Origin of the sequence: Pseudomonas sp. 10C3 (assembly GCF_036346185.1) — a bacterium.
Lineage (GTDB): Bacteria > Pseudomonadota > Gammaproteobacteria > Pseudomonadales > Pseudomonadaceae > Aquipseudomonas.
The window spans coordinates 1-22,691 of the sequence record NZ_JASJVE010000030.1 but is presented as its reverse complement, the minus strand read 5'-3'; the positions used below and the strand labels follow the sequence as shown (position 1 = coordinate 22,691).

Here is a 22,691-nt window from a genome sequence, read left to right as displayed (position 1 = left end):
CACCTCTGATCAACGGCGGCGATGCCTCGCCGACAAATCAGAGTGCGCAAGGGAATGTCATTGCCAACTATTTGCGCACCATCAGCCTCGACGCCAAAAACCGGTGATCCGCTGAAAACAGCCGCCGGTAGGTGAGCAGTACTGCACACACCGTTCCCAGCGCCGATGCCGCCGCGATCAGGAACATTATGATGATTTGATAACGCACCGCCTGAATTGGCGACTGCCCCGCCAGCACCTGCCCCGTCATCATCCCGGGCAGGCTGACCAGCCCGACCACAGTCATTTGATTAAGCGTAGGGATCATCCCGGCACGCACCGCTTGGCGGGCCGGGCCTTGTGCGGCCTCCCAGCGGGTAGCGCCGAGGGCAAGACTCATTTCCACGACGTTGCGCCCGGTCGTCAATTCCTGAGTCATCCGCTCAATACCCAACGACACCCCGGTCAGGGTGTTGCCGAGAATCATCCCGAGAATGGGGATTGCATACTGCGGCTCATACCAGGGATGAATCCGAATAACGGCGAACAGCCCCACGGCAGTGACCAGCCATGAACTCAGCCAGATCGACGCAATGCTGTCGATACGCTGCCCCGCATACGTCCGCTTGCCTCGTCCTGAGGCCGACAGCCCCGCAATCAAGGTCATCCCGGCCATCAACGGCAGCACGACATACCATTGGGCGAAGTTGAACACCCAACCCAAGACATAACCAATGGCGAGTAGCTGCACAACGGTGCGGATCGCCGCCCACACCAGTTTGCGTTCCAGATCAAGCTTCAGGACAAGGGACAGTACGCCGTTAATCAGGATCAACGAGGAAGCAATTCCAATATCCAGTAGCGATAAGTTCTGATAGTCCATCAGGTCGTGTGCTCGCTCAATGTGCCTGCCTGCATCGTCAGCCTTCGCTCACTCATGCGCTGAGCCTGCTCTTGATCGTGGGAGATCCAGATGTAGGCGCGATCATCTTGCGCGGCGCCACTGAACCAGGCCGCCACCAGTGACTCGATTTCTCGAGATGATTCGGGATCCAGTGACGCGGTGGGTTCATCAAGCAGCAGCACATCAGGCTGCAATTGCAGAACCCTGATCAACGCTGCAATTTGCGCTTCACCCCCCGACAGTTCGCTGGCCTGCTGGTCGAGAAAACGCTCCCCCCTACCCGCCTGCTCGGCCAACCGCAAGGCGGCGGCGCGGTCGAAGGTAAGGTCGTGATAGACCTTCAAGCTGAAGGGGTAACGCAGATTGTCTTCAACTGTGCCCTCAAGCATTGCGGGGCGCTGAGCGATGTAACTGACATGGCGGCGATACGCCGGAATCCCGGAACCCGACACCGGTTTATCGCGCCAAAAAACGCGGCCCTCCTCCAGCGGATCAAGCAGCGCCAGGGCACGAAGAAATACACTTTTTCCCGACCCCGACGGTCCCGTGAGGGCGATGCGATCTCCACCTGCCAAGGTGAAATCCGTAGGATTAAGCAGACACTTCTGGGTTTTGGCGTCGTTTCGGACCAGCCCTGACGCTTTGATCAAGATCACTCGACAGCTGTCCTGGTATAGAAAGCAGCAGTTTCATACGGAACCGTTACCACGTCGTTTGTTTCGCTTTTCATCCTTTCCCCCGATTATTTCGCGTGGTGCCGCTCAGTAAACTCGAGCGGCTTTTGCCTAGGCTAACAAAATAAACGCCACCAACCCCCCGGCGATTACGCTTAAACTGCGCGCTTTCGAATGACTGATAGCCCGCAATGAATTCCGAAGCCCTCTCTATCTTGCAACAGCATTTAATCTCCGCTTTAAGTGCAGTACCTGACGAAGCTCGCCGCCTGTTTCACGGCAGAGGGCTACGCTGGCCGGGGCTTGAAGAAGTGACCGTTGACTGGTTGCAGGGCGTGCTATTGGTGTCGCTGTACAAGCAACCGGATGAAGCCGAGTTGGCTGCCATGAAGCACATGCTTCTGGCCCTGAGTCAGTCTCCCGCCTGGCTGCACAGCCAGGCGCATACCCTGTTATTGCAACACCGCTACCTTCAAGACAGTACAACCGAATGGTTGCTGGGGGAGACCGTTGATAATGGGGTTGTCACCGAGAACGGTCTGCATTTCAAACTGGACTTTGGCAGAAACCAGAACACCGGGCTGTTCCTGGATATGCGCTATGGTCGCCGCTGGGTTCAAGCTCAGGCACACGGCAAACGGGTGCTGAATCTGTTCGCGTATACCTGTGGCTTTTCTGTCGCCGCCATTGCCGGGGGCGCCGAGCACGTAGTGAATCTCGACATGGCCAAGGCCGCCTTGAGCCGAGGGCGAGATAATCACCGCCTTAACCAGCATGATTTGAGCCGCGTGAGTTTTTTAGGGCATGACCTTTTCAAATCCTGGGCGAGAGTAAAAAGAGACGGCCCCTACGACCTGATCATCGTCGACCCGCCTTCGTTTCAGAAAGGCAGCTTTGTGCTGACCAAGGACTACCAGAAAATCCTCCGCCGCCTGCCTGATTTGCTCAACCCGCAAGGTCTTGTACTGGCGTGTATCAATGACCCCGCCATCGGCCCGGACTTTTTAATCGACAGCGCCGCTGTCGAGGCGCCTGACTTGATTTTTCAGCAGCGCCTGGAAAACCCGCCCGAGTTTGCCGACATCCACCCTGAAGGCGGGTTGAAGGCGTTGATCTTCTCGTTGAATAGCGACTTTGTGGCCGGGCAAGAGTCCGCTCTGCTGCCCTGAAACCGTTGATACAGAGAGATTGCAGATCCCGAGCGCATCAATAAAGATTGGACGCTAACGATTTCCGACTTTAACCTTGCCGGCTTGTTAGCGGTTCAAGGGGTCGGGGTCGATGTCTTCTGTATTGAATGTATTGCTGCCGATCTTCGCCCTGATCCTCATCGGTTTTGTATGCCGACGCACCCATCGTCTGGGCCCGAACGCGGCCTCGGAAATCAACCGCATGGTGGTGTGGCTGTGTCTGCCCGCGCTGTTATTCACGGCGACTGCCACCGCAACCTGGGAGAAAATCTGGCACCCAGGCTTTGTGCTCGCGTTTACAGGCAGCACGCTTGCGATGTTCGTGCTGACCCTGTTACTTCGCTGGAAAAAGAGTGGCCACTTCGCCGATGCCAGTATTGATGCACTCAGCGCGTCCTATGCCAATACCGGCTATATCGGCATACCGCTGTGCATCATGGTGCTGGGGCCAGAGGGTCTTGAACCGGCTCTGATTGCGTCCTTGCTGGTGGTCTGTGTGTTGTTCGGGCTGGCGCTGGTGTGCATCGAGATCGGTTTACAGAGCGAGCGTCGGGTGCATCGCATCGTGCTCAAGGTGCTACTCGCGCTGGCGAAAAACCCCTTGGTGGTCTCGCCGATTCTGGGCGCCTGCTGGGCCTATACCGGCGTGCCGCTGCCCGGGGCACTTGAAAAATTCTTGAGCCTGCTCGGCGCAGCAACCACACCGTGTGCACTGATCTCACTCGGGCTGTTCCTCGCCCAGAAACAGCAAGGCCCACGGCAAGGCGCAACGATGCTGGTACTGATAAAGCTGATCGCGCATCCACTGCTGACCTGGTTTCTGGTGTTCCGCGTATTCCACCTGCCGCCGTTGTGGGCCAATTCGGCGCTATTACTCAGCGCGCTCCCCACAGGTACCGGGCCGTTCATGCTGGCCGAATACTACCGGCGCGAGGCATCAGTGGTTTCAAGCACGATTCTGATCTCGACCCTTGGCTCGCTGGTGACCCTGTCGATCTGTCTGTACGTCATCAACGGATGACGCACAGCCGAACCCGGTACTCAGTCGAGTCGGCGGCCACGCTCTCTCAGGTACTCAAGCACCGCCGCATGATCGCCGGAAAACTCGATACGCGGCCCTTTGCTGTCTCTCTGATAGGCATACATGGGGTCGTAATACTCACTCAGCATCCCGATGATCCAGTCCCGGTGCAGATTGACCGCACCGGACTTTTCCTGCTCGATCAGTGCACTGTCCATGATCAAGGCCAGGCGCTGGTAGCGCTCTCCGCCCAGACGTTTGACGATGCCTGACAAGCTCTGGCGCAGGTGCGCAGCAAAGACGCCAAAGCCCTGCTCGATGCCATGAACACCTATGAACTCGGCGCACAAATCGATCACATAATCTTTAAGAATTCGCTCGACCCGATCCTCGAAGCGCTCCTCAAGCCAGACCAGCGGGTACTTCTGCATGCCCTGGAACAATGTCAGCGGGATCGCGCGGCTACCGACAACACGCCCCTCGTCCTCGAGAACGAACTGACTGATACCTCCAGCACGCTTTTTGAGAATGTCGATCGCCAAGGCATTCTCGAAACTGATCTGCACCGGTTGCGGCGTCGCATGCTTGCCGAAACTGGAGCCGCGGTGATTCGCGAGCCCCTCTAAATCTAGGGCATTGGCCAACTGCGTCAATACTTCGGTCTTGCCGGAGCCTGTCAGCCCGGCCACCAGCACAAAATCGCACTCGGCCACCGCGCTATCAGTAACGTCGATCAGGTACGTTCGCAGAGCCTTGTAACCACCGATAACCCGTGGATACTCGATCCCGGCCTCGCTCTTGAGCCATTGCTGGGTCAGTTGCGAGCGTAATCCTCCCCGAAAGCAATACAGGTAGCCCTGAGGTTGGGAATGGGCAAAGTCCACCCAGACCTCGATGCGCGCTTGTTTGGTCTGGCCGGACACCAGTTGATGGCCCAGTTCAATGGCCGCCTGCTGCCCTTGCTGCTTATAGCAGGTGCCCACTTTCTCCCGTTCCAGATCGTTCATCAGTGGCCGATTGCACGCCAGGGGAAAAGCACCTTTGTCGAATTCGACCGGCGCACGAACGTCCATCAAGGGGCGGTCGTTGAGAAAAATGTCGCGGTAGTCGGTGCTGTTTTGACGCATCAGAACACCTCAACCGCGTGACGCTGTCGGCCCACGAATTCGCCAATTACAGACAACTCCAGCCCCAGTTCAGAGGCCAGCGCAAGGAAGTTCGCTTGCTCACCCTCTTCGACGGCAACCAGAAGACCGCCACTGGTTTGCGGATCGCACAACAGCAACTTCTGCATTTGCGTCAACGCGGTGATGCGCTCGCCGTAACTGTCGAAATTACGGTGGGTCCCACCCGGGACGCAGCCCTGCTCAAGATAGAAGTCGACACTGGCCAATCGAGGTACGGCTGCAAAGTCGAGGCGCGCTGTCAGTTGGCTACCGTCCGCCATCTCCACTAGGTGGCCAAGCAAGCCAAAACCGGTGACATCGGTCATCGCCTTGACCCCCTCCAGCTTGCCGAAACGGCTGCCGGGCTTGTTCAATGCGCACATCATGTCGCGCGCCACCCCTTGATCCTCTGCGCGCAATACACCCTTTTTCTCGGCCGTGGTGAGAATACCGATGCCCAAAGGCTTGGTCAGATAGAGCTTGCAACCTTCGGTCGCGGTGTCATTGCGCTTCATGAATCGCTTCTCGACCAATCCCGTCACTGCCAGACCAAAAATAGGCTCCGGCGTATCAATCGAATGCCCACCCGCCAGCGGGATGCCGGCAGCATCACAGGCTGCACGCCCGCCGCGAATCACTTCACGGGCAACTTCCGGCGCCAGCACATTGACCGGCCAACCCAGAATTGCAATCGCCATCAACGGATCACCGCCCATGGCGTAGATATCGCTGATGGCATTGGTGGCGGCAATCCGTCCGAAATCGTATGGATCATCGACGATAGGCATGAAGAAATCGGTGGTCGACACCACACCGCGCTCCTCATCGATGGCGTACACCGCCGCGTCGTCGCGCGATGCATTGCCAACCCAGAGTTTTGGATCAAGGTTCTGCGCACCACTGCCAGCCAGAATCACCTCCAGCACCTGTGGAGAGATTTTGCAGCCGCAACCTGCACCGTGACTGTACTGGGTAAGGCGAATCGGCGAGCTCATCTGTGCACCTCTGAATATCAAGTGCACCGATTCTAACAGAGCGGCCAAGCGTGATAGGCGCTTTGGTTCGAAAGCCTGCTCAACGCACCGCGCCTCAGTGAGAGCAAAAAGTATGACAATTTGACAAATAACCGCTCTGGCACAAAAAAGCAGGCTAGAATCCGCGTACACCTTTTTATCAAGGCAGATTGTGCCTTCCCCCAACGAGCCCTGCCGCCTTGATGGAGGACTCCAAGCGCTCGCTCGAAGCGCGGGAGCAGATTAGCGGCCTGACTTCGCCCTGTGTAGGGAGCGGCAATTGCCGCCCTTGGCATATAAAGCTATCCCTGAATAGCAGCCACACCACTTCACTGCACGCGCATGTTTTATAGTTGATAAGCGTAGAGGCTAACTGCTATCACCCACACCTGAAATCAATAGGCCTCCGCACTATCATTACGCCCTTGATTTAGCATGAGCCATCGTTAGGGAATAACCCATAACTCGTATGGCTTTACATCATTAAACATTAACTCTTCAGGACATATTTACCTTGCGAACTGCCCGTACTACCACTGCTGTCGAGCAAATATTTCCGGCTCAACAACGCCTGATTTCAGCGACTGATACCAGCGGAAAAATCACCTATTGCAACAGCGAGTTCGCCCAGATAAGCGGTTACTCTCAACAAGAGCTGATCGGCAGCCCTCACAACCTGGTGCGTCACCCCGACATGCCACCTGCTGTTTTTGCGCTGATGTGGCGTTATTTGAAAGCGGGAAAAAGCTGGATGGGTGTTGTAAAAAATCGCTGTAAGAACGGAGATTTTTATTGGGTCAGCGCGTACGTAACCCCCATTTTTGAAGAGGGCAAGTTAGTCGGCTACGAGTCCGTCAGGGTCAAGCCGACCCGACAGCAGATAGACCGAGCACATCGGCTGTACGAGCGTTTGCGTGCCGGTAAAAATGCCGTGTCCACAAAACATCACCTGGCTGCTTTTGCCGGGCAAATGCTTTTCCCCGCAATAGCGGCTGTTCTCGCTATTGGCGCTACTAACTACCTGCCCAATCCGGTCGCCCAGGCCGCGACCGCCGGGTTATTTTTAATCGTAGGTGTGTGGTCATATAAACGGATCGGGCGCCAACTAAAGCACATCATTGAAAGTGCACCCGACGCGTTTACAGACCCGGTGAGTGCGCTCACCTATAGCGACGCCTATGGCCCGTCGGCGCAGCTGGCGATGATACTGATCAGTGAAGACGCCCGGCTCAAGACCGCCCTCACGCGCCTGAGCGATCTCGCTTCCCAGGTGTCTGAGGCGGCGGCACACTCCTCACTGCTTTCCAGCCAGACTGAACAGGCTTTGCTTGAGCAAAGAGCCGAAACTGACATGACGGCCGCTGCCATGACTCAAATGGCCGCGTCGATCAACGAGGTGTCCGGTCATGTGCAACACACTGCACATGAAGCACAAACAGCACATGAACTGGCTCAACGGGCTGGCGAAGTGGCCGGGACGTCTAGAGAAGCCATTCAACTGCTGGCAAGCACTGTAACCAACATCAGCAACGCCGTGGATAACCTGGCCAACGAAACTCAGCAGATCATGAGTGCTGCAGGGATGATTCAATCCATTGCCGACCAAACCAACCTGCTTGCCCTCAACGCCGCCATTGAAGCAGCCAGAGCAGGTGAACAAGGTCGGGGCTTTGCAGTAGTGGCCGATGAGGTCCGCGCACTGGCCGGCAAAACTCGCGAATCAACCCAGCAAATTCAACACGTCATTGAAACCCTGAAAAAGGGTGCCGATGAGGCTGTCAGCATTGCCCGGATGGGCATCAACGAGGCCGATCACGGTGTCCTGCAAGTCATTGAGGCACAACAGGCACTTCAGGGAATCCGGGAAGCCGTTGAGCGCATCAGCAGCATGAGTCACCAGATGGCAGCGGCTTCAGAAGAGCAGGCCCATGTCGCTGAAGATATAGCCCGGCAAATCAATAATGTTGCAGGGACCGTTGAGACAACAGCAAACAATGCACATGCAGCGGTGATGCGTGGCAACGAACTGGAAAGTACATCTCGTGGTTTGCGCGCGCTGGTTGAACGGTTTAACCGGTGACCCGTTGCAGGAACACTGTGTTTGGGAGAGTTCCATAACATGACGTCACCCTGTGCAGACCTCACTGTCCGGCGATAGATACCGGTGCTCATCCACCTTCATGCGGGTGGATGAGCCCATACAGTGTATGCAGGGGGCTGTTATCAGACTTTCACGATCCAGCCTTCAGGCGCTTCGATATCGCCTGTTTGCACGCCCGTGAGTTCGTTATAGAGCCGCTGAGTCACGGGCCCTACTTCTTCTTCACTGTAGAACACGTGCAACTTACCTTGGTACTCAATGCCGCCAATCGGTGTAATCACCGCAGCCGTACCGCAGGCGCCGGCTTCCTTGAACTCATCAAGGCGGTCGATAAACACATCGCCCTCGATGACTTTCAGGCCCAGGCGAGTTTGCGCCAGCTCGATCAACGACAAGCGAGTAATACCAGGGAGTACCGAAGGTGACTTCGGTGTCACGAACTCATCATTGCGCGTAATAGCGAAGAAGTTGGCAGACCCCACTTCTTCAATTTTCGAATGGGTTAGGGGGTCCAAGTAAATGCAGTCGGCGAAGTTATGCTTCTTGGCTTCTGAATTGGGCATCAGGCTCGCGGCGTAGTTACCGCCCACTTTGGCGGCCCCGGTACCATTGGGTGCAGCCCGGTCATAGCTGGAAATCACGAAGTTGTTCGGTTTCAAGCCGCCTTTGAAGTAGGCGCCCACCGGCATGCAGAAGATCGAAAAAATGAACTCCGGCGCCGTACGCACGCCAATGTTATCGCCAACCCCGATGATGAAGGGGCGCAGGTATAGCGCTCCGCCTGTGCCATAGGGGGGGATGAAGCGCTCGTTGGCGCGCACGACTTGCTTGCAGGCTTCAATGAAGACATCAGAAGGAACAGGAGGCATCAGCAACCTGGCACAGCTGCGCTGCATGCGTAGCGCGTTCTGGTCGGGGCGGAACAGATTGATCGACCCGTCCTTGCAGCGATACGCCTTGAGCCCTTCGAAGCACTGCTGACCGTAGTGAAGGGCTGTCGAGCCTTCGCTGATGTGCAACACGTTGTCTTCTGTCAGGGTGCCTTCCTGCCAGGCACCGTTGCGCCAGTAAGACAAATAGCGCAGATCTGTCTTGATGTAATCGAATCCCAGCTTGTCCCACTTTATGCTTTCGTAACCCATGACACCCTCGATCATTTAACAACGCCTGAACACCCCAGGCTTCTGACATCGTGCTGATGCGAACAACAATACTTTATTCACGCATTTATCGCAGCCTGAACGAAAATACTCTTGTTTTTTTACCGCCTGTCGGGAGGCCGAATTCAAGCCTGACCGAACGCCAGCCGGTCGAACGTTGAGCGACGTCCACCGGGTGCCCGGTGGATATTTTTCGCCCGATCCTTGATCAGGGTCTATGCACCCTGGATTTATTGGGGCCAATATAGACCCTTACTGGGTTATCTGGGGAATTGCGCACGCGGCAAGAAATGCCCAGCGCAGCCTTTCAGAATGAGATTTCCCGGTGCCCTACTCGGCTGACAACGGAAATAAGGGGCTCGCATGACAAGCAATGCCTGCTTATCGAATACAGGCGTGGTTGCTTCGGTGCGTGGCAGCGTCGTTGATATACGCTTCGAAGCCCATCTGCCTCCGATCCATTCCCTGCTGCACACTGGGGCCGAAGGCAAAATCATCATCGAAGTGATGGAGCAACTGGATGCTCATCGTGTACGCGGCATCGCCCTGACGCCGACACAAGGTCTCGCTCGCGGCATGCGGGTCGAGGACAGCGGCGGGCCCTTGCTTGCCCCCGTAGGCAAGGAAATTCTGTCACGCATGTTCGACGTCTTTGGCAATGCCATCGACCGTCTGCCCGCGCCTCAGGTTGGCTGGCGCAGCGTCCATCGCGCGCCACCTTCACTGGCCAATCGCTCGACCAAAACCGAAGTATTCGCAACGGGGATCAAGGTCATTGATGTGTTGATGCCGCTGGAGCGTGGTGGCAAGGCCGGGCTGTTCGGTGGGGCTGGCGTCGGCAAGACTGTGCTGTTGACCGAGATGATTCACAACATGGTGGGGCAGACCGAAGGCGTCAGTATCTTTTGCGGCATCGGAGAGCGCTGCCGCGAAGGCGAGGAACTCTACCGCGACATGAAGGCAGCAGGCGTCCTGGAGAACATGGTGATGATCTTCGGACAGATGAACGAACCTCCGGGCGCGCGTTTTCGGGTCGGCCACGCGGCCTTGACCATGGCCGAGTATTTCCGCGACGACGAGCACCGTGACGTGTTGCTGCTGGTCGATAACATTTTTCGTTTTATCCAGGCGGGCATGGAGATTTCCGGGCTGATGGGCCAGATGCCCTCGCGCCTGGGGTATCAGCCGACCATGGGCACCGAACTGTCGCAACTGGAAGAGCGCATCGCCAACACCGATACCGGCGCCATCACCTCGATTCAGGCGGTCTATGTGCCGGCTGATGACTTTACCGATCCCGCCGCCGTGCATACCTTTTCCCACCTCTCCGCCTCCATCGTGCTGTCTCGCAAGCGGGCCAGTGAGGGTTTGTACCCGGCCATCGATCCGCTGCTGTCGAACTCGAAAATGGCCACGCCCGGGGTCATCGGCGAGCGGCACTATGCGCTGGCTCAAGAGATCCGCCGCACACTGGCGCAATACGCCGACCTGAGAGACATTATTGCCATGCTCGGTCTGGAACAGCTGTCGACCGAGGATCGCAAGGTGGTTGCCCGTGCCCGGCGGCTGGAACGCTTCCTCACTCAGCCGTTTTTTACCACCGAGCAATTTACCGGTCTTGCAGGCAAGTGGGTCAGCCTCGAGGACGCCCTGGACGGCTGCGAGCGCATTCTGCGCGATGAGTTCAAGGACGTCCCGGAAAGTGCCCTGTACATGATAGGGAGCATTGACGAAGCGCGGGGCAAAACCAGCCCCGAGCCTGCAACGGAGGCTAAAAATGCCGTCAACCCACATGAAACTTAAAATTCTGCTGCCCTTCAAGGTCTTCGCCGAGAAGGTCGACGTACTGCGTATTGTCGCCGAATCCCACAATGGCTCTTTCGGCCTGTTGCCCCAGCGGCTGGACTGTGTGGCAGCTCTTGCACCGGGCATTCTCATTTATGAAACTGCGACCGAGGGCGAAGTATGTGTGGCGGTCGATGAGGGGGTATTGGTCAAAACCGGGCGCGACGTCCTCATTTCCGTGCGTAACGCCATTGGCGGCACGGACCTGGGTGAACTGCACAAGGCCGTCGAGCAGGAGTTCCTCAATCTGGATGAGCAGGAGCGCAGTGTACGTTCGGTCCTGGCGAAGCTGGAGGGCGGTTTCATTACCCGTTTCGCGGCCATGCATCATGAGTGACCGCGAAGAAAAGAAGCCCGCCAAGGGCAAGGCGTTCAGCGAGCAGATCGGTGTTAAAGCAGCGCGCAAGCTCAAGGCGCAGCGCCAGGTTAATCAAACGGTCTGGTCCGGTCTTGGCATGATGGGCCTGATCGGCTGGTCGGTGACCCTCCCGACGCTGCTCGGCGCCGCGTTGGGTTTTTGGCTAGATAAGCACTATCCAGGCAGCCACTCGTGGACACTTGCGCTGCTGGCTCTGGGGCTAGGCCTCGGTTGCTTCAATGCATGGCATTGGGTTGCCAAAGAAGGTCGGGAAATTCGCGATCAGGAGTCTGATAAGGATGAGTGACATGTTGAGTCTGGTCCCGGCATTTGCGGTGGGCGTTGTGCTCGGTGCGTTCTTTTTCGGTGGCCTTTGGTGGACGGTTCGTCAGGCAGCGTCATCGCGTTGGGCAGCGCTCTGGTTTTTCGCCAGCCTGCTCCTGCGAACCGGCGTCGTGCTGGTCGGTTTCTATTTTGCCTGCGACGGTGACTGGCAGCGCTGGCTGGTCGCGTTGCTCGGGTTTACCGTGGCCCGCTTTTTTGTTACGCGACTGACTCGGCCAACCCTGCCTTTCGCGGAGGACAGCCATGCACCTTAGCCCGGACGACGTCATTTTCTGGCAATACGGCTTTTTCAAGATCAACGCCACTATCGCCTTTACATGGGCGCTGATGCTATTCCTCGCGCTGGGTTCAAAACTGGTGACCCGCCGGCTGTCCCGTGGATTGGAGCGCAGCGGCTGGCAGAATTTGCTGGAAATCATCGTCACCGGCATTACCACGCAGTTAGGTGAGGTTGGCCTCCTCCAGCCACGTAAATACCTTGGATTTGTCGGGACGCTGTTTCTGTTTGTGGCGAGTGCCACTTTATTTACGATCGTGCCTGGGTATGAGCCACCCACCGGATCGCTGTCGACGACAACTGCGTTGGCAATCTGCGTGTTTATCGCAGTGCCCCTGTTTGGCATCGCCGATTGCGGTCTGGGCGAGTACTTGCGCGCCTATACGAAGCCAACCTTCATCATGCTGCCCTTCAACATCGTCAGCGAACTCTCGCGCACGTTGGCACTGGCTGCCCGTCTGTTTGGCAACATGATGAGCGGCGCGATGATTCTCGCCATCCTGCTAACCATCACCCCCTTCCTCTTTCCCATCGCCCTCAGTGCGCTTGGGTTATTGACCGGCATGGTTCAGGCCTACATTTTCAGCATTCTGGCAGCGGTTTACATCGCGGCAGCGACACGATCACGCCCGCCCGCGCCAGACTCCATCTCCGACTCGACAACTTGAACTCAGGAAGGAATTACCATGGATAGCATGACGATTATTGCAGTGGTTTCCATCATCACTGCAGGGCTGACCATCGCCATCGGCAGTATTGGCCCCGCACTTGGTGAAGGACGTGCAGTGGCGACGGCGTTAACGTCGTTGGCGCAACAACCCGATGCTGCCGCGACCATTACCCGAACGCTGTTTGTTGGCCTGGCCATGGTCGAGTCAGTGGCGATTTACTGCTTCGTGGTGTCGATGATTCTTCTGTTCGCCAATCCGTTCTGGAATCACGCCATCGCCCAGGTCGCCGGAAAATAGATCATGCTCATCGATTGGTTCACTGTCGGCGCTCAAGCGCTCAACTTTCTCATCCTGATGTGGTTGTTGAAGCGCTTCCTTTATCACCCGATCCTTGCGGCTATCGATGCGCGAGAGCAGCGTATTGCGGCGCAATTGGCGGATGCCGAGGCGAAAGAAGCCGAGGCCAACAAGGAGCGCGATGAGTTTCTGCAAAAAAACGCGATGTTCGACAAGGAACGGGCTGCGCTGTTGCAACAGGCAACAGCCGCGGCGAATGTAGAGCGCCAGCGCCTTCTCGATGACGCACACCAGGCCGCCACGGCCTTGAGTGCCAAACATCTGGAAACCCTGCAGAGCGAAGCTCGCCGCCTGCATGACGAACTGGGGCGGCGCACTCAGAAAGAAGTTTTTGCCATTGCTCGCAAGACCCTGAAAGACTTGGCCGGGACGACCCTGGAAGAGCGCATGGTCGACACCTTCGTCAACCGTCTGAGTACGTTGAACGCTGAGGAAAAGCAAGGCTTGGTGGTAGCGCTAAAGGCATCGGCAGAACCGGTCATCGTGCGTAGCGCTTTCGAGTTACCAGAGGCGCAACGCACTGCCACGCAAGCAGCCATCAACACGCTCCTGGCAGTGAGCGCTGACGTTCACTTCGAGACCGCCCCGGACTTGGTGAGCGGTATCGAACTCAGCGCAGCCGGGCAAAAGGTAGCCTGGAGTATCGCGGAGTATCTGGCGTCCATGGAAAAGGGCATCAGCGAACTGCTGGACACGACGGAGCAGGTCTACGCCCGGCCGGAGGTGACGGCCCCCCTCCTGAAAGAAGGGCAAGTCACATGAGCATCGAGCGCCTTCAGGATGTCTTTGCGACTGCCTTTACTGTCATGGGTGAAGCGCGGGAAGGCTTTGTCCATCAGTTGAAGACAACAGAAGTCGGTCGGGTCACCAGCATTGCGTCTGGCATCGCCAAGGTCTCCGGATTGCCCGGTGTCGGTTTCGAGGAACTGGTGAAGTTCCCAGGCGATATCCATGGCATCGCCTTCAATATCGACGAGAACGAAATCGGCGTCGTGCTGCTCGGTGACTACTCGCAACTGCACACTGGCGATGAGGTCGAGCGCTGTGGCCATGTGGTGGACGTACCGGTCGGCGATGGCCTGATCGGTCGTATCATCGACCCTACGGGTCAGCCGCTGGACGGTCTGGGCCCCCTATTGTCCAGCGCCCGGCTACCGATTGAGCGGCCAGCCGCGCACATCATGGATCGGGCACCGGTTACCGCCCCCCTGCAAACCGGCATCAAGGTGATTGACGCACTGATCCCGGTCGGACGCGGTCAGCGCGAGCTGATCCTGGGTGATCGGCAAACCGGCAAAACCGCGATTGCCCTGGAGACCATCCTCAATCAGCACGATCAGAATGTTCTGTGCGTGTACTGCTCCATCGGCCAACGTGCCTCCGGCGTCGCCAAAGTGATCGCTACCCTGCGTGAACAAGGTGCACTGGCGTATACCGTGGTAGTGGTCACCGAAGGCAACGATCCGCCAGGCCTCGCCTACGTTGCGCCGTATGCTGCGACCAGCATTGCCGAGTACTTCATGGAGCAGGGACGCGACGTTCTGCTGGTCTACGACGACCTGACCCACCACGCTCGCGCCTACCGTGAACTCTCTCTGCTGCTGCGCAGGCCACCCGGTCGCGAGGCGTTCCCTGGCGATATTTTTTACATTCACTCGCGCTTACTGGAGCGTGCGACTCATTTGCGCCCCGAGCTCGGCGGTGGTTCCCTGACGGCTTTACCCATCATCGAAACCGAAGCACAGGACATTTCCGCCTACATCCCGACGAATCTGATCTCCATAACCGACGGGCAGATCTACCTCTCTCCAGCGCTCTTCGAACTCGGCGTGCTGCCGGCAGTCGATGTCGGCAAATCGGTTTCCCGCGTGGGCGGCAAGGCGCAACGGGGCGTCTATCGAGCCGTGGCCGGCGACCTCAAACTGGCCTATGCCCAGTTCGAGGAGCTTGAAACTTTTTCCCGTTTCGGCGCCCGGCTCGATGAAGACTCTCGCCAACTGATCGCGCATGGACTGCGGATCCGGGCCTGTCTCAAACAACAGGAATTCGCACCGTTGTCGGTGCCCGAGCAAATTGCGGTTCTGCTGGCGTTGACCGCGGGATGCTTCGATAAAGTGCCGCTTGAACAGATGGTCCAGGCCGAGCAGGCAGTGTGTGAGGCTACAGGGGCCATCCCGGTCGAGGTCAGATCACGTTTCAATGGAGATGAGAAACTGAGTGACGCCGACCGGGCTGCGATTATTCAGATCGCGCGCAATGCCTTGGCGCACTTGCAAGCCCCGGCAGACTCCGGGAGTGCGCCGTGAGCGACACCCCCGCCAACCTGCGTCGTAAAATCACCGGTGCCGCAGACCTCGAATCCGTTGTGCGCACAATGAAAGCAATGGCGGCATCGAACATCGGTCAGTATGAAAACGCGGTCAGCTCACTGAATGATTACTATCGCACTGTACAGTTGGGCCTGATGGCCTGTTTCCAGCGCCAGGCGACCGCCGACCAAGGGGGCGTACAGAAAAAGAAGGAAGGGATTGGGGTTATCGTCTTCGGTTCCGACCAGGGATTGGTCGGCCAATTCAACGATGTTCTGGTCGAGTTCGTCATCGATGCGCTAGGCAAACTGCCAGGGGATAAAAGAGTCTGGGCGGTCGGCGAACGTATTCAGTCACGCCTGACAGACAGCGATTTACACTTGGGCCAAAGCTTCGTTCTGCCCAGTTCCATCACTGCGATTACACCTCTGGTCGGGCAGATTTTGCTCGAAATGCAAACCCGCCGCGAACAGGGCGAGATCTCTCAGGTGTACCTGTTCCACAACCGTCCACAGTCAGGTGCGATTTATGCACCCGTAAGCCAGCGACTATTGCCGCTGGACGAAACGTGGCGGCGTAATCTGGCAGCCAATCACTGGCCGTCCAAAAATCGACCCGAAGTGATGAATGGCACAGACCAAACCCTCCCGGCGCTAATCCGCGAGTATCTTTTTGTCTCACTGTTTCGAGCCTGCGCCGAATCGCTGGCCAGCGAAAATGCCAGCCGTCTTGCGGCCATGCAGCGCGCCGAGAAAAACATCGGCGAGCTGTTGGAGGATCTCAACCGGGACTTCCATCGTCTGCGCCAAAGCGCTATTGACGAAGAGTTATTTGATGTCATTTCAGGCTTTGAAGCGCTGAGCAAGTCTTGAGAGCAGCCCGGATGACGTTTTCCCGTCGTGTGCATGCCGTTTTAGTCCTTGCCCTGCAAGCTTCTCTCTACGATTCTGTATGACCCTGTCAGGCCGGTTCGCGGCCACCCCAAAAACAACACTGGAGAGGCTCGCATGAAGACCGTTGCGCAACTGCTGAAGTTGAAAGCCAAGCAAAACCAGCAAGTTCACACCATCGCCCCTGACCAAAAGGTTCTGGAAGCGCTCAAGGTGATGGCCGATAAAAATGTCGGTGCTCTACCCGTGATGGAGAACGGCCAAGTGGTAGGCGTTATCAGCGAGCGCGACTATGCGCGCAAGGTCGTCCTCCAGGGACGGTCCTCGGAGGGCACGTCCGTCAGCGAGATCATGAGTACGCCTGTATTGACCGTGGATTCGCATCAAAGCATCGACACCTGCATGGGCATCATGACCGATAGACACCTGCGCCACTTGCCGGTTGTCGAAGAGGGAAAACTGCTGGGTTTGCTGTCCATTGGCGACCTGGTTAAAGAAGCCATTGCCGAGCAGGCTGACCTGATACAGCAACTGGAGCAGTACATTCGCGGTGATTAAGCTGACCTTATCGGAGATTTCAACATGATCGATAGGCAGGTCAGCGACCGTCTCGAGATGCTCTACCAACTGATGGTCAACAAGCAGTTTTTGGTCCTGACGGGCGCGGGCATCAGCACCCCGTCCGGTATTCCGGACTACCGTGACAGCGAGGGTGTCCGTCGAGGCAAAGCCCCCATGATGTACCAAGAGTTTCTCGGTACGCCGGCAGCGCGGCGGCGCTATTGGGCCCGTGCGATGCTGGGCTGGCCACGCATCCGGCAAGCTCGGCCAAACGCTGCCCATGAAGCGCTGGCAACGTTGCAAACGAAGCAGCTTATCGCCGGACTCATCACCCAAAACGTCGACACGCTGCATGATCAGGCGGGCAGTCACGAAGTGATTGAGCTGCATGGCAGCCTGCACCGGGTGGTGTGCCTGGATTGCGACCAGCGTGCTGATCGTCAGACGATCCAGCTCGTCATGGAAGCGGAAAACCCCTACCTGTCGGGGGTCGATGCCACCCAGGCACCCGACGGCGATACGCTGCTGGACCCGGCCTTCGAAGCGCGCTTCCAGATCCCCCGCTGCCCTTCCTGCAGCGGTGAGCGGTTAAAACCGGACGTGGTTTTTTTTGGCGAAAACGTCGCCCAGGCCACCGCAGCCAAGGCCACACAGCATGTCGAGCAGGCACAAGGATTGCTGGTGGTGGGCTCTTCGTTGATGGCCTACTCGGCCTTTCGCTTGTGCCGCGCGATGGCTGAACAGCACAAGCCGCTGATCGCTATCAACTTCGGCAAAACCCGCGCTGACGATTTTCTGGACCTGAAAATCGAAGCGTCCTGCGAACAGCTATTGCCCCTACTGGTTGAGCGCTTGAGGGATTGAGGCATCGCTGGCGGTCGAGGATTCGCCAGCGTGTATCGACAGTCAGGCTTAGCCCATCATTGAATAAGACGAGAAGTGAACATGAACCCCATTCCGATCGTGCGTGATGCCTGCGAAGACGACATGTCAGCGGTGCAGAGCATCTACGCGCAGCACGTCATCGGCGGTATCGCCAGCTTTGAACTGGAAGCCCCCAGCGTGGCTCAAATGATCGACCGGCGCGCCGATATTCTAGCAAAAGGGTTGCCATATCTGGTCGCAGAACTGGCTGGAGAGGTGGTCGGTTATGGCTACGCAACACTTTACCGACCGCGTCCTGCCTACCGCTTTACAGTCGAGGATTCGGTCTATGTCCGCGACGGATTGGGAGGCCACGGCATTGGCCTGACATTGCTCGGCGAACTCATTGATCGCTGTATTCGAAGCGATTGGCGGCAGATGATCGCGATCATCGGCGATAGCCAAAACCATGCATCAATTCGTTTGCATGAGCGGCTCGGCTTCCATCGGGTAGGCGTCTTTGAGTCGGTCGGCTTCAAGCATGGTCGTTGGGTTGATACAGTGCTGATGCAGCGTTCGCTGGGCGACGGCTCACTGAGTCTGCCGCCGGTTTAAAACGATTGCCTTGGGCAAATAAGGGATGAGTATCGACCGCTTCAATCTGAGCTAAAGTTCCAGCAGCATCCCCGCCTGGTCAACTGCCCAAGGAAGCCTCAACGCGATTGATCTGCTTAGTACCTCCCCTGCTGGCGGCGTTGGTGCCTGACGGCATACCTCAACGAATCCCGAGTCGCCTGGCCAAGCGACTCAAGTTGGCACGATCCAGACCGAGTTCACGGGCGACATCGACCCATTTTCCCTCATGCCGGATCAACGCGTCACTGATCAGTACTTTCTGATAAGCATCGACCGAGGCTTTCAAACCCTCGCCATCCTTGACCTTGGGCGCGTCACCAATCGTGACCGGTTCAACCATCGGAACTTTCTCGTCCAGGCCCAGCGCATAGGCATCAATGGTGAGGATACGCGGACGCTCGACGTGACTGGATAAGGCCTTTAGCGTAGCGCGGCTGATCAAATGCTCCAGCTCGCGGACGTTGCCCGGCCAGGAATAGCTCACCAACAGTTTTTGAGCATCCTGGTTCATGCGCAAGCTGCGCAGCCCCATGCGCGCACGGTTTTCTTCAAGAAAAAACCCCGCCAGCAGGAGCACATCCCGCCCTCGTTCACGCAATGGCGGCACCCGTAACGGGTAGACACTCAGCCGATGATAGAGGTCTGCACGAAAACGACCGGCGCGCACCTCTTCGGCGAGATCACGGTTGGTGGCGGCAATGATTCGCACGTCGACATGATGCTCCTGATCGGAACCGACGCGCTGCAACTGGCCACTCTGCAACACCCTGAGCAACTTTGCTTGAACCGGAAGCGGCAACTCGCCAACCTCGTCGAGGAATATCGTGCCACCGTCGGCCAGTTCGAACTTACCGCCGCGCCCACTGACAGCGCCAGAAAAAGCGCCTTTGACATGCCCGAACAACTCACTCTCGACCAGCAGCTCAGGCAACGCCGCGCAATTGAGGCTGATCAGGGGTTTTTGCGCCCGTGGCGAATGCAGGTGAATGGCTTCCGCCACCAGCTCTTTACCCACGCCGGTTTCCCCAGTGATCAATACCGACAACGCGCTGTTGCCCACCAGTTGAATCTCTTGCAGCATGCCTTTGTGAACAGGGCTCTGACCAATCAGCTCACGCGGCCGACGTCCGCCTGCCGCACGCTTGTAGACCTCAGCCAACTGGCGCTGATCCTCAAAGCTGCGCGCCAGCTGATTGATCCGCTCACTGGCCATCACTGTCGCCGCAGCCAGGCTGGCGAAGGCTTCGAGATTGTCCAGATCGACCTTGCCAAAGCTCGACGGGTCCAGCGCATCCAGGGTAATCAGGCCCCAGGGTTTGTCCTGGAGGTACAGCGGACAGCCAAGGCAATCGTGGACTTCCAGATGCCCCTGATGACCCTCGACCAAACCGTCGTAAGGGTCAGGCAAGCCGCAATCCGTGGAAAACCGGGTCGGGCCACGGCTTTCAAGAAGAAGCTTGAGCCGAGGATGCTCCTCAACCTTGAATCGTCGGCCCAACGTGTCCGGACTCAACCCTTCTACCGACAACGGAATCAGCACATCGCCCTCAAGCTTGAGGAGCGCCACCGCATCGCACGGCAGTATCTGACGCAGGGCGCGCAGCAGGCGTCGATAGCGCTCATCATCCGGCAATTCGCGGGAAAGATCGGCGACCAGCGGCACCAGTGCCAACAGTAAAGGGTTAGTCATTACGACTCCATTGTGGTCATTACGACTTATCGTCACGCTATCAAAATGACTCGAATAAATTTTAAACTACTGTTTTAAAACGACTTTAAATTTTAATACCAGCATGACTCTGCGCCAGCCGCACAACCTACCACGTTAGGTTACCTGGATGAACCGCCTGACGGTGCTCACTCAGTCGACATACTCCACATACCGCGCCATCAGATTAGGGCGGCGGAAGGTGTCGATCTGATCGATCTGGCCACGCATGTGGTAGAGAGCCCCTTCAAACGTTTCGTCATCCATGTCGATCCACAACCGTGGATTACGGCCGACTTCGCGGTCGTATTGGGCCGTCACAGGGTCGAGGTGGCGGAATTCTTCGTAGCGCGGCAAGTCGGGCAACGGGCGGTTGGTGTCCATGTAGTTCTGCAGAAAATCCCACAGGGCACAGCACAACTCGCCAGCGCCCGGCGGAACCAGCGCGCCGAAGTTGATGACGATGTCGCGATAGCGGTGGGCGATGTACAGCACATTCATCGGCAGGCCCTGACGGTCCGGGGTCGTGGCGATATAGGCGTCGAACTCATAGAACGGCGCGGTCAGTTCACCGATAGTGCCGTTCTTTTTGTATTCGCCGTTGTTGTTGTAATCGAACAGCGTGACAAGGCCCGTGCGACGGTTGATCTCCCAGATCGGGCCTCGGGAAGGTTTGACCCAGAGTTTAGGGAGGTAGCGGATGACTAGTGAGGCGAGTGCCCAGCAACCGGCGGGAAGCAAAACAAAAAAACATACGAAAGGAAGGAACTCTATTGAGGTGTGCTCCCAGCTTTTTCCCGTATCAATAGTGATTATGCCAACGTAAGCAAATAGGATTAAAGGGATCATAAACCAAGTAAAAAATTTCCCTCCTCCATATATGTATATCCAGAAGTGCGAACGTCTAGACCACAAAGCAAATCTGAAGCGCTCATGGTCTTCTCGGTGATGAAAGTCCACGTGTTCATAGAGGGCTGGAATGTAAGTACCCAATACCCGTTTCTCTTCCCTCTCCCTTAATAAAAGTTCTTGGCGACGAAGGGTGGCTGGTTTTCTTCCGGTCATGAGATTGTCAGGGGCAACCTCTTGCGTCATGCCCCACGGCAACCGCACCTTGGCAAAATGTCGGATCCACGACCGTTCTGCCGAAGGCGGTTGGCTGGGAATCTGATCAGAGCGGTAGGCTGTAGGCGCGTAATAAGTTGAGTTCATGGCCGTCATTCGCCGCTCCGCGCTTTATGGGTGGTTTCATCGGCCCAGAACAGCTGTTCGACTTTCTCAAAGTTCGGTTTGGCGTGAGCCGGGCCAAAGGGCGTAGGGTCTTTTGGCATTGGTGCAGGGAACACCCAGGTTGAACTGCCATCGGTCACTATCAGTTGGGCGCGGACCTTCCATACAGCGTGTACCGACACGGAGTCGTTCGAGTGCGAGGCTTCGATGCGCGTGTTCAGGGGGGTCTCGACGAATATCTCCAAGGCATCGGGCAATCGCCGGTAGGCATTGGGCTTCGCCTCGGGGAATAGCTGGGTTTCCTCGTGAGTCTGCCCATTCAAGCGGTCATGAAGTCTGCGCACTTTCAGCATCGCGCACGAGACCGTGAGGCTGAGGTCACCAAGCCCGGTCAGCAGGCCGGGCAAGTTGCTCTCGATGCGGATGCAGGTATCCGCTCTGCGTACCTCAACGGGCACCGGATTCCATTCTTGGTGGTAGGCGGGGAGTGTGTATTCCGGGTTGTGCTCAACAGTGATCCGAATGTCGGCGAATAAACTGACCAGGTAGTAGAAGGCTTGCTCTGGGTCTTGCAGGTGTGAAATTCGGCCACTGTCAGGCCCGAATGGACCCGCGCGGAGCCAGTCTTCGATGGGTGAAGCACTCAGCCAGTAAACGATGCCTACGCCAACGCTGATCGCTATCAACGTGATCCAGCCCATTGGGCCTAAGCCAAGGAAGGTGGCGCCACCGACCATCAAGGTGCTGGCAATGCCGGTCAAGCCACCCGCAGCCATCAGCAGATGACCCCACATGGCATCGTCTCCCCATTGATAGGCATGCCAGGCGTCGTAGAGGTTGAGGCCGACAAAAATCGATCCTGCACCGATCTGAGCGAGCAAGCGCCCTGTAAACTCCTTCAAGAAGTGCTTACTCAATGGGCCAAGAACTCGCTCTACTGAGGTTTCGGAAATAGTGAATAGCGTCTTGCGAGCTGCGGCTAGAACAGATTCGCTACCTACTAGCTTTACGGTTAAAGCTTCCATCGCAATTGTTAAATCAGCTCCAGCGCCTAATAGACCTAATCCAACCCTGACCCCACCCTTCTCTCTATAGGCCAGTTCTCGACTGTTCCACTCACTCCTCAAATTCCACAACTCCAACATCCCCACCGCCGCCGCAAACGGCGTCGAGTTCAGCGCCCGATACATCCACTCGCTCTGCAATGCATTCCGGCTCTTCACCGCATCCTGTATGGCCGTTCCCTTGGTGGTGACCTGCTCGGCCATATTCAGTTGCCACGCCGCATTGACCCGTTGGTTCACTCCGCTGATCAGTCGCGCCATCCGATGATCGCGGGGCATGGCGATGACGACGGTATTGGCTCGCAGGTCGCCTCCGGTGCGGTAATGCTCCTGGCCAACGTTCGACAACCCGGAGGGGCCTCGATAGT

The 22,691-nt window shown here is 57.2% G+C and carries 22 protein-coding genes and 1 pseudogene; 15 read left to right on the top strand and 8 right to left on the bottom strand.

Annotated features, from left to right (window positions below; translation table 11 throughout):
• Window positions 1–67: 67 nt before the first annotated feature.
• Both fetB and QN399_RS22640 read right to left on the bottom strand, forming a co-directional pair.
• Window positions 68–862: an iron export ABC transporter permease subunit FetB gene (gene fetB, locus QN399_RS22645; RefSeq protein ID WP_322179645.1), complete on the bottom strand. Its 795-nt coding sequence runs from the start codon at window positions 860–862 to the stop codon at window positions 68–70.
• The gene (locus QN399_RS22640) at window positions 862–1,539 is read right to left on the bottom strand and encodes an ATP-binding cassette domain-containing protein (protein ID WP_322215750.1); all 678 of its coding nucleotides are present in this window, start codon (window positions 1,537–1,539) and stop codon (window positions 862–864) included. Before QN399_RS22640 ends, fetB begins: the two co-directional genes overlap by 1 nt.
• A 209-nt stretch (window positions 1,540–1,748) precedes the next feature.
• Here QN399_RS22640 and QN399_RS22635 point away from each other — a divergent pair, with 209 nt between their 5' ends.
• The gene (locus tag QN399_RS22635) at window positions 1,749–2,726 is read left to right on the top strand and encodes a class I SAM-dependent methyltransferase (protein WP_322179647.1); all 978 of its coding nucleotides are present in this window, start codon (window positions 1,749–1,751) and stop codon (window positions 2,724–2,726) included.
• Window positions 2,727–2,838: 112 nt separating this feature from the next.
• Complete coding sequence (locus tag QN399_RS22630; RefSeq protein WP_322179648.1) at window positions 2,839–3,768, top strand: AEC family transporter; 930 nt, start codon at window positions 2,839–2,841, stop codon at window positions 3,766–3,768.
• 20 nt (window positions 3,769–3,788) lie between these two features.
• Here QN399_RS22630 and mnmH read toward each other — a convergent pair whose 3' ends face one another.
• Both mnmH and selD read right to left on the bottom strand, forming a co-directional pair.
• Entirely contained in the window at window positions 3,789–4,895 is a 1,107-nt protein-coding gene (gene mnmH / locus QN399_RS22625) for a tRNA 2-selenouridine(34) synthase MnmH (RefSeq protein WP_330201698.1), read from the bottom strand.
• A complete protein-coding gene (gene selD / locus QN399_RS22620; RefSeq protein ID WP_322179650.1) occupies window positions 4,895–5,929 on the bottom strand; it encodes a selenide, water dikinase SelD in 1,035 nt (344 codons plus the stop codon). The genes mnmH and selD overlap by 1 nt, the downstream gene beginning before the upstream one ends.
• 532 nt (window positions 5,930–6,461) lie before the next feature.
• On the opposite strand from selD, the gene QN399_RS22615 reads away from it, so the two are divergent.
• Complete coding sequence (locus QN399_RS22615; protein WP_330201697.1) at window positions 6,462–8,027, top strand: PAS domain-containing methyl-accepting chemotaxis protein; 1,566 nt, start codon at window positions 6,462–6,464, stop codon at window positions 8,025–8,027.
• 143 nt (window positions 8,028–8,170) lie between these two features.
• Here QN399_RS22615 and QN399_RS22610 read toward each other — a convergent pair whose 3' ends face one another.
• Window positions 8,171–9,190 (bottom strand): branched-chain amino acid aminotransferase, encoded by a 1,020-nt coding sequence (locus tag QN399_RS22610; RefSeq protein WP_322182730.1) that lies wholly within the window; start codon window positions 9,188–9,190, stop codon window positions 8,171–8,173.
• A 381-nt stretch (window positions 9,191–9,571) separates the two neighbouring features.
• Here QN399_RS22610 and atpD point away from each other — a divergent pair, with 381 nt between their 5' ends.
• From atpD to QN399_RS22550, 12 genes are all read left to right on the top strand, one after another.
• Window positions 9,572–11,011, top strand: coding sequence for a F0F1 ATP synthase subunit beta (gene atpD, locus QN399_RS22605; protein ID WP_322179652.1), 1,440 nt, complete (start codon window positions 9,572–9,574; stop codon window positions 11,009–11,011).
• Entirely contained in the window at window positions 11,001–11,390 is a 390-nt protein-coding gene (locus tag QN399_RS22600) for a F0F1 ATP synthase subunit epsilon (RefSeq protein ID WP_322179653.1), read from the top strand. Before atpD ends, QN399_RS22600 begins: the two co-directional genes overlap by 11 nt.
• A complete protein-coding gene (locus QN399_RS22595) occupies window positions 11,383–11,718 on the top strand; it encodes an AtpZ/AtpI family protein (protein WP_322179654.1) in 336 nt (111 codons plus the stop codon). The genes QN399_RS22600 and QN399_RS22595 overlap by 8 nt, the downstream gene beginning before the upstream one ends.
• Window positions 11,711–12,010, top strand: coding sequence for an ATP synthase subunit I (locus QN399_RS22590; RefSeq protein WP_322179655.1), 300 nt, complete (start codon window positions 11,711–11,713; stop codon window positions 12,008–12,010). The genes QN399_RS22595 and QN399_RS22590 overlap by 8 nt, the downstream gene beginning before the upstream one ends.
• Window positions 12,000–12,701 (top strand): F0F1 ATP synthase subunit A, encoded by a 702-nt coding sequence (locus QN399_RS22585; protein ID WP_322215739.1) that lies wholly within the window; start codon window positions 12,000–12,002, stop codon window positions 12,699–12,701. Before QN399_RS22590 ends, QN399_RS22585 begins: the two co-directional genes overlap by 11 nt.
• An 18-nt stretch (window positions 12,702–12,719) precedes the next feature.
• Window positions 12,720–13,001 (top strand): F0F1 ATP synthase subunit C, encoded by a 282-nt coding sequence (locus tag QN399_RS22580; RefSeq protein WP_219060682.1) that lies wholly within the window; start codon window positions 12,720–12,722, stop codon window positions 12,999–13,001.
• 3 nt (window positions 13,002–13,004) lie between these two features.
• A complete protein-coding gene (locus tag QN399_RS22575; protein WP_330201696.1) occupies window positions 13,005–13,823 on the top strand; it encodes a F0F1 ATP synthase subunit B in 819 nt (272 codons plus the stop codon).
• A complete protein-coding gene (locus QN399_RS22570) occupies window positions 13,820–15,367 on the top strand; it encodes an alternate F1F0 ATPase, F1 subunit alpha (protein ID WP_330201695.1) in 1,548 nt (515 codons plus the stop codon). The genes QN399_RS22575 and QN399_RS22570 overlap by 4 nt, the downstream gene beginning before the upstream one ends.
• Window positions 15,364–16,242 carry a F0F1 ATP synthase subunit gamma gene (locus QN399_RS22565; protein WP_322179659.1) on the top strand — a complete coding sequence of 293 codons (879 nt, stop codon included), beginning with the start codon at window positions 15,364–15,366 and terminating at the stop codon, window positions 16,240–16,242. Before QN399_RS22570 ends, QN399_RS22565 begins: the two co-directional genes overlap by 4 nt.
• A gap of 135 nt (window positions 16,243–16,377) precedes the next feature.
• Window positions 16,378–16,818, top strand: a complete 441-nt coding sequence (locus tag QN399_RS22560; protein ID WP_322215731.1) for a CBS domain-containing protein — start codon at window positions 16,378–16,380, stop codon at window positions 16,816–16,818.
• A gap of 24 nt (window positions 16,819–16,842) precedes the next feature.
• Window positions 16,843–17,685, top strand: a complete 843-nt coding sequence (locus tag QN399_RS22555; protein ID WP_330201694.1) for an NAD-dependent protein deacetylase — start codon at window positions 16,843–16,845, stop codon at window positions 17,683–17,685.
• An 81-nt stretch (window positions 17,686–17,766) separates the two neighbouring features.
• Complete coding sequence (locus QN399_RS22550) at window positions 17,767–18,300, top strand: N-acetyltransferase family protein (RefSeq protein WP_330201693.1); 534 nt, start codon at window positions 17,767–17,769, stop codon at window positions 18,298–18,300.
• Between the two features lie 160 nt (window positions 18,301–18,460).
• On the opposite strand, the gene norR is transcribed toward QN399_RS22550, so the two are convergent.
• The 3 genes and pseudogenes from norR to QN399_RS22535 form a co-directional block, all read right to left on the bottom strand.
• Window positions 18,461–20,011, bottom strand: a complete 1,551-nt coding sequence (norR, locus tag QN399_RS22545; RefSeq protein ID WP_322215726.1) for a nitric oxide reductase transcriptional regulator NorR — start codon at window positions 20,009–20,011, stop codon at window positions 18,461–18,463.
• A gap of 171 nt (window positions 20,012–20,182) precedes the next feature.
• Window positions 20,183–20,770, bottom strand: coding sequence for a hypothetical protein (locus QN399_RS22540; protein WP_330201692.1), 588 nt, complete (start codon window positions 20,768–20,770; stop codon window positions 20,183–20,185).
• A 476-nt stretch (window positions 20,771–21,246) separates the two neighbouring features.
• Window positions 21,247–22,691 (bottom strand): annotated as a pseudogene (locus QN399_RS22535) (hypothetical protein); the annotation flags it as partial.

What these genes read in the sequence shown, in the direction of transcription:
- QN399_RS22585 (WP_322215739.1), top strand. Translation starts at nt 12,000, where the DNA reads ATGCACCTTAGCCCGGACGACGTCATTTTCTGGCAATACGGCTTTTTC.
- QN399_RS22550 (WP_330201693.1), top strand. Translation starts at nt 17,767, where the DNA reads ATGAACCCCATTCCGATCGTGCGTGATGCCTGCGAAGACGACATGTCA.
- atpD (WP_322179652.1), top strand. Translation starts at nt 9,572, where the DNA reads ATGACAAGCAATGCCTGCTTATCGAATACAGGCGTGGTTGCTTCGGTG.
- QN399_RS22570 (WP_330201695.1), top strand. Translation starts at nt 13,820, where the DNA reads ATGAGCATCGAGCGCCTTCAGGATGTCTTTGCGACTGCCTTTACTGTC.
- QN399_RS22590 (WP_322179655.1), top strand. Translation starts at nt 11,711, where the DNA reads ATGAGTGACATGTTGAGTCTGGTCCCGGCATTTGCGGTGGGCGTTGTG.
- QN399_RS22580 (WP_219060682.1), top strand. Translation starts at nt 12,720, where the DNA reads ATGGATAGCATGACGATTATTGCAGTGGTTTCCATCATCACTGCAGGG.
- QN399_RS22610 (WP_322182730.1), bottom strand. Translation starts at nt 9,190, where the DNA reads ATGGGTTACGAAAGCATAAAGTGGGACAAGCTGGGATTCGATTACATC.
- mnmH (WP_330201698.1), bottom strand. Translation starts at nt 4,895, where the DNA reads ATGCGTCAAAACAGCACCGACTACCGCGACATTTTTCTCAACGACCGC.
- QN399_RS22560 (WP_322215731.1), top strand. Translation starts at nt 16,378, where the DNA reads ATGAAGACCGTTGCGCAACTGCTGAAGTTGAAAGCCAAGCAAAACCAG.
- QN399_RS22635 (WP_322179647.1), top strand. Translation starts at nt 1,749, where the DNA reads ATGAATTCCGAAGCCCTCTCTATCTTGCAACAGCATTTAATCTCCGCT.
- QN399_RS22595 (WP_322179654.1), top strand. Translation starts at nt 11,383, where the DNA reads ATGAGTGACCGCGAAGAAAAGAAGCCCGCCAAGGGCAAGGCGTTCAGC.
- QN399_RS22555 (WP_330201694.1), top strand. Translation starts at nt 16,843, where the DNA reads ATGATCGATAGGCAGGTCAGCGACCGTCTCGAGATGCTCTACCAACTG.
- QN399_RS22600 (WP_322179653.1), top strand. Translation starts at nt 11,001, where the DNA reads ATGAAACTTAAAATTCTGCTGCCCTTCAAGGTCTTCGCCGAGAAGGTC.
- norR (WP_322215726.1), bottom strand. Translation starts at nt 20,011, where the DNA reads ATGACTAACCCTTTACTGTTGGCACTGGTGCCGCTGGTCGCCGATCTT.
- QN399_RS22630 (WP_322179648.1), top strand. Translation starts at nt 2,839, where the DNA reads ATGTCTTCTGTATTGAATGTATTGCTGCCGATCTTCGCCCTGATCCTC.
- selD (WP_322179650.1), bottom strand. Translation starts at nt 5,929, where the DNA reads ATGAGCTCGCCGATTCGCCTTACCCAGTACAGTCACGGTGCAGGTTGC.
- fetB (WP_322179645.1), bottom strand. Translation starts at nt 862, where the DNA reads ATGGACTATCAGAACTTATCGCTACTGGATATTGGAATTGCTTCCTCG.
- QN399_RS22575 (WP_330201696.1), top strand. Translation starts at nt 13,005, where the DNA reads ATGCTCATCGATTGGTTCACTGTCGGCGCTCAAGCGCTCAACTTTCTC.